General features: G+C 41.4%; 8 protein-coding genes and 1 pseudogene. All 9 read left to right on the plus strand.

The genetic code is table 11. The features are described 5' to 3' along the window. Positions 1–566 (plus strand): transposase (locus K245_RS25765; RefSeq protein ID WP_232223860.1); only part of this gene is annotated, 566 nt, incomplete at its 5' end. Positions 567–730: 164 nt separating this feature from the next. After that, entirely contained in the window at positions 731–1,462 is a 732-nt protein-coding gene (locus K245_RS0120675; RefSeq protein WP_027360692.1) for a substrate-binding periplasmic protein, read from the plus strand. 153 nt (positions 1,463–1,615) lie between these two features. Then, positions 1,616–1,909: a type II toxin-antitoxin system RelE/ParE family toxin gene (locus tag K245_RS0120680; protein ID WP_027360693.1), complete on the plus strand. Its 294-nt coding sequence runs from the start codon at positions 1,616–1,618 to the stop codon at positions 1,907–1,909. 10 nt (positions 1,910–1,919) lie between these two features. Beyond that, entirely contained in the window at positions 1,920–2,237 is a 318-nt protein-coding gene (locus K245_RS0120685) for a HigA family addiction module antitoxin (protein ID WP_027360694.1), read from the plus strand. A gap of 155 nt (positions 2,238–2,392) precedes the next feature. Then, positions 2,393–2,635, plus strand: coding sequence for a ribbon-helix-helix domain-containing protein (locus K245_RS0120690; RefSeq protein WP_027360695.1), 243 nt, complete (start codon positions 2,393–2,395; stop codon positions 2,633–2,635). Then, positions 2,620–2,958, plus strand: a complete 339-nt coding sequence (locus tag K245_RS0120695; protein WP_027360696.1) for a type II toxin-antitoxin system PemK/MazF family toxin — start codon at positions 2,620–2,622, stop codon at positions 2,956–2,958. The genes K245_RS0120690 and K245_RS0120695 overlap by 16 nt, the downstream gene beginning before the upstream one ends. Positions 2,959–3,112: 154 nt before the next feature. Further along, on the plus strand, positions 3,113–3,823 hold the full coding sequence (locus tag K245_RS0120700) for a hypothetical protein (RefSeq protein WP_027360697.1): 711 nt from the start codon (positions 3,113–3,115) through the stop codon (positions 3,821–3,823). A 200-nt stretch (positions 3,824–4,023) separates the two neighbouring features. After that, positions 4,024–4,326 (plus strand): hypothetical protein, encoded by a 303-nt coding sequence (locus K245_RS0120705; protein ID WP_156906869.1) that lies wholly within the window; start codon positions 4,024–4,026, stop codon positions 4,324–4,326. Between the two features lie 387 nt (positions 4,327–4,713). Continuing rightward, positions 4,714–4,916: pseudogene (locus K245_RS0120710) on the plus strand (IS110 family transposase); the annotation flags it as partial.

Genomic DNA, 4,916 nt, shown 5'->3' on the forward strand with positions numbered 1-4,916 from the left:
CTTCAGGTGGTCAGTCTTCAATGGACGAAGCTATGTTGAGGATATCAGGTGTTGACCTGACACGTATAGATGGAATCAATACAAATACAGCGCTTAAGAGCATTGCAGAGATAGGAACAGATATGAGCAGATGGAAAACTTCAAAACATTTTGCGTCATGGCTGGGTCTGTGTCCTGGTACAAAGATTACCGGAGGAAAAATTATAAGCGCAAGGACAAAAAAAGTTGTAAACCGTGCGGCTGTGGCCATGAGGATTGCAGCTTCAACGCTCCTGAGATCCAAAAGCGCTCTTGGAGCATATTATAGAAGACAGAGGTCCAGGCTTGGTGCTCCAAAGGCAATAACCGCAACTGCACATAAGCTGGCAAAACTGGTTTGCACTATGCTAAAACATGGAAGTTCATATTACGACGCTGGCCAGGATATTTACGAAGAAAGATACCGTTCCAGAGTTATAGCCAGTTTAAAGAAAAGAGCTCAGGAATTTGGACTTGCTCTTTTAGATGTTTCTGGTTTTCAGCAAGGTAGTGGCAATCCACTTTCAGAAACAGGGAATTTATTATAAAGAAGATACGTTTTGAGGGTTGCATTATAGTCTGTGATGCAAAAAAAAGCAATTTTTGCCAAAAATTCAGACCTAATGATTTCAGCTACTTAAGGGATAGTTACTTGGAAGGCATTGTAATCAACTATACCTAAATTCAGCCACATTTATGCAAGGAGAATCCTATGAAAAAAGAAACTAATGTAAGTTTTTTAATTTTAGCATTTTCTTTACTTGTTTTTGCTATTCCTGCTAATGCAGCTCCTCTTGAAATCGGAGCGCTCGATTTTCCACCATATTTTATTCTTGAAAATAATACAAATGTCAAAGGTGGTATTCATATTGACATGCTTAAAATGATGTTTGAAAAGGCAGGGATAGAATATACTTTACAGGGATATCCACCAAAAAGGCTTTATACAAATGCAGGAAACGGAACAACTCAGGTGTTAATGGGAACACGAGGAGTCCCTGAATATGAGGGAAAAACCATTGTAAGCCCGAAGCCGTTAGCTGAAATATCTCTTGAAATTTATACACTTGGAGATGAAGCATTGCTTCCAAAAACAGAGGATAATCTGAAAGGAAAAAACTTAATAATCATTTATGGCTATGGCTATGGTGGCTTACTCAAGTTCCTTGAAGATCCACAGAACAATATAAAAATAGAATCTCCAAAAAGCCATGAAGCTGCGTTTAAAATGCTTCAGATAGGAAGAGCTCCTTTTGTTCTGGATTATAGTGATCCTGCAACCGAGGCTATTTCAAAGCTAAATATACAAGGCATAAAAAAAACGACTTTAAAAACTATCGGACTTTATCTTCACATCAGCAACAAGGTCAAAGATGCACAGGAAATAATGAACAGACTAATGAAAGCTTATGATGAGCTAAAGGCTGAAGGTAAAATAAAATAAACCAACATATGATTATATTGCCTAACAAGTCGCCCAAGCCGACGCCGACACGCACCGGTTTCACCAGCAAGGCAGCGGCGGCGCGGCATACCTTTCCGTTAAGCCTTTAAAAAAAATATTCTCATAGCATGAAAGCCGTGCTATTATGTTTCTATGATTGTCTCATTTAAAGATCAAGCCACAGAAGATATCTATAATGGTGTTGGGTCAAAGCTTGCTCGTAAGGCTTGTCCGCAAACTATTTGGCGTATTGCCGCCAGAAAACTTGATCAACTTGATTCTGTTGTAGCACTGGAAGAACTAAGAATTCCTCCGGGCAACAGGCTTGAGGCATTATCTGGTAACAGAAAAGGTGAGTTCAGCATTCGCATAAACGAGCAGTACAGGATTTGCTTCAAATGGGATGAATCTGGGCCTTATGACGTTGAAGTAACAGACTATCATTAGAGGTGTATCTATGGTACGTATTCCAACAAATAGAGAACCAACCCATCCAGGTGAAATGCTGCTGGAAGAGTTTCTTTCTCCCATGCAAATCACCCAACGCGAGCTTGCTGACGCTATTCATGTCCCTTATCAAAGGGTTAATGAGCTGGTTAATAAAAAGCGTGGTGTAACACCCAGCACTGCCCTTCGACTATCCAAATTTTTTGGTGTATCGGCTGATTTTTGGCTGAATTTACAAATTCGTTGGGATCTGTATAAAGCGCTGGCAGTAGAAAAAGACGATTTAGAAACCATAAGTGACTTTCATCAACTAAAAAGGATGGCTTAACAAGTCGCCCAAGCCGACGCCGACACGCACGTTTTTCACCAGTAAGGCAGCGGCGGCGCGGCTTAGCTCACCGTTAGCTTTTTTATGAAATCCACAAAGTTTTTGTTTCTTGACCGGCCAATAAGTATGATCTATTATCATACTGGAGGTGCAAAATGACTACAGCAAAGATTGCAATAACAATGGAAGAGGGGACGCTGCATAGGCTTGACATGCTTGTAAAAGCCCGAGTGTTTCCCAATAGAAGCAAAGCTATTCAGGATGCGGTCACAGAAAAGCTGCAAAAACTTGAACGAAATCGCCTTGCTATAGAGTGTGCAAAGCTTTCTCCCGCAACGGAACGGAAATTGGCTGAAGAAGGTATGGATGAGGAGCTCGCACAGTGGCCAGAATACTGAGAGGTGAGGTTCGCTGGGCGGATTTGAATCCAGTTAAAGGCAATGAACAGGCAGGTTTGAGGCCGGTTGTAATTCTAAGCCAAGACATATTTAATGAGCGTTCAGGCACTGTAATCGCTATGGCAATCACAAGCCAACCTCAACGTGCTGCTTTTCCTCTTACGCTGGAGCTTGAATCCACTGATCTCCCTAAACGGTCATGGGTAAAAATCAGCCAAATCAGAACTCTCTCAACAGAAAGAATAGGAAAATTGGTCGGTAGGGTTTCACCAGAGGAGCTAGATCAGCTCATTGAAGGACTGAACGAGATTATTGGAAATTAATCTTAATGCGAGGCTTTCCTGCATTGCTACAAACCAAAACATATCGTTAACATACAGGAAAAGCTAACAATTCGCTCAAGCCGACCCGATCAGCGCCGGAATATACATCAAGCGTAGCGGCGGGCGGCTTACCTCAACTGTTGTGAGATATATAATGATCAAGCATTTTGCAGTAATAATCTTGGTTTCTACGTTGCTCATTGGTTGTGCATCTATGCCAAAGCTAAATAAGGACGGCGTAACTGGTGAGTGGCGTTTTGCTTATGTGCAAAAAACGTTGATGCCAAATCCCCCAGCCTTTGACACAATTGATTTCAAAAAAAATGGTAAAGTTTTCCTAAAAAACTCACTAATGAACCGTAGTTTCAACGGGAATTATACTGTAACTGCCAATAGAATAACTTGGAGTTTTCAACCACCTGACATGAAGCGTCCCGTTGAACACGAGCTTTCTTACTCATGGAGCGAATATGGGCAAGCTTTGGTTCTCCGCTTAGCTAAGGGAGACAATGGAGAGCCTATAGAAAGTGAATTTGTATATTATAAACCGGACCGTTTTATTTCAACAGATGATATAATTGGTACTTGGGAGGCTAAAAAAGACGGAAATACAATTAATATGTCTTTTTATAAGGATGGGTCTCTTCATATGGATGGCCAGAATATTAGGGGCTACTATAGATTGTGGAAATCAAATATGGGGAATACGTTAACAACGACCATATGGGTTGAAAATGAAGGCGGTTTATTGGTGAATTATCTTTACAAACTCCATAATGGCAAGCTCATGCTGGCCCCTGCTTCATATAATGGGACAGAAACAGCTGAAATGTTATTGGAGCTTGTATCCAAAAATCCATCATAAGGGAACAAGGCAAAACAATCAAATTAGGTCTCCCAACAATTCGCCCATGCCGACGCCGAGGGCCTGCGTCGCTTGAACCGAGCACAGCGGCGGCGCGGCATAGCTTTCCGTTATGGATTTATTAAAATTTCAGAATGAGGCTGATACTATACATTTTAATCACAGCAGTTATTACTTCTATTTTGTCATCGTGTGGCGTAATGACTACTGTAAATATTCACAATGAGATGGATAAGCCAGCTATAATCTATACTACTCATACAAAGAATCAGTATTCTATGGGGCCAAATGATACAATATGGGTTCCTCATACAAGTGGTGACATCGTCGCATATGATGAAAAGCATATAGCCATAGACAAAATATTTATTAATGTTTCTGATTTTGAAACAGAATATGGCTCTATATGGAGGGCCTTACCGCTATTCAACCATATTACTTTACCTATAAAATTAAATATATCTGGTAAATTTGAGATATTAAAAAATAAAAGTAATCCATAACAAGTCGCCCAAGCCGACGCCGACACGCACCGGATTTTCCGGTAAAGCAGCGGCGGCGCGGCTTAGCTCACCGTTAGCGACCTACTCCGAGGACTCGGAGATTTATCCTAAAGTAACTTTATTATGAATATAGATCCGGTTATAATCAATCTGGCATCTGGATTGAAAAGGCCGAATCGCCATTGGTGCTTAATGCCCGTCCGTTAGCGTGGTCTGGAAGCTGGCGCTTTTATCACTGGTGAAGCCTGGCTATCCCGTTTGGAAGAGAGCGGCATTCGAGAGCTTCCCGTCCGGTTATGCCATAAATCTTAATAAAGGATAAAAGGCATGAAAACAGACGCAAATCCAAAAAGCAAAAGACGTCCCGGGCATCTTGAAAATATAAATATGAATGCAGCAGGTATAGACATAGGATCAAAAAGCCATTTTGTGGCAGTGCCTGCCAACGCATGTGATAATCCTGTCCGTGAGTTTTCAACATTTACAGATGCGCTTCACCTGCTTGCAGACTGGCTGACGGATTGCGGTGTTACGACAGTAGCCATGGAGTCGACCGGGATTTACTGGATACCTGTTTTTGAAATACTGGA

This window comes from Desulforegula conservatrix Mb1Pa (genome assembly GCF_000426225.1).
GTDB classification, from domain to species: Bacteria; Desulfobacterota; Desulfobacteria; order Desulfobacterales; family Desulforegulaceae; genus Desulforegula; species Desulforegula conservatrix.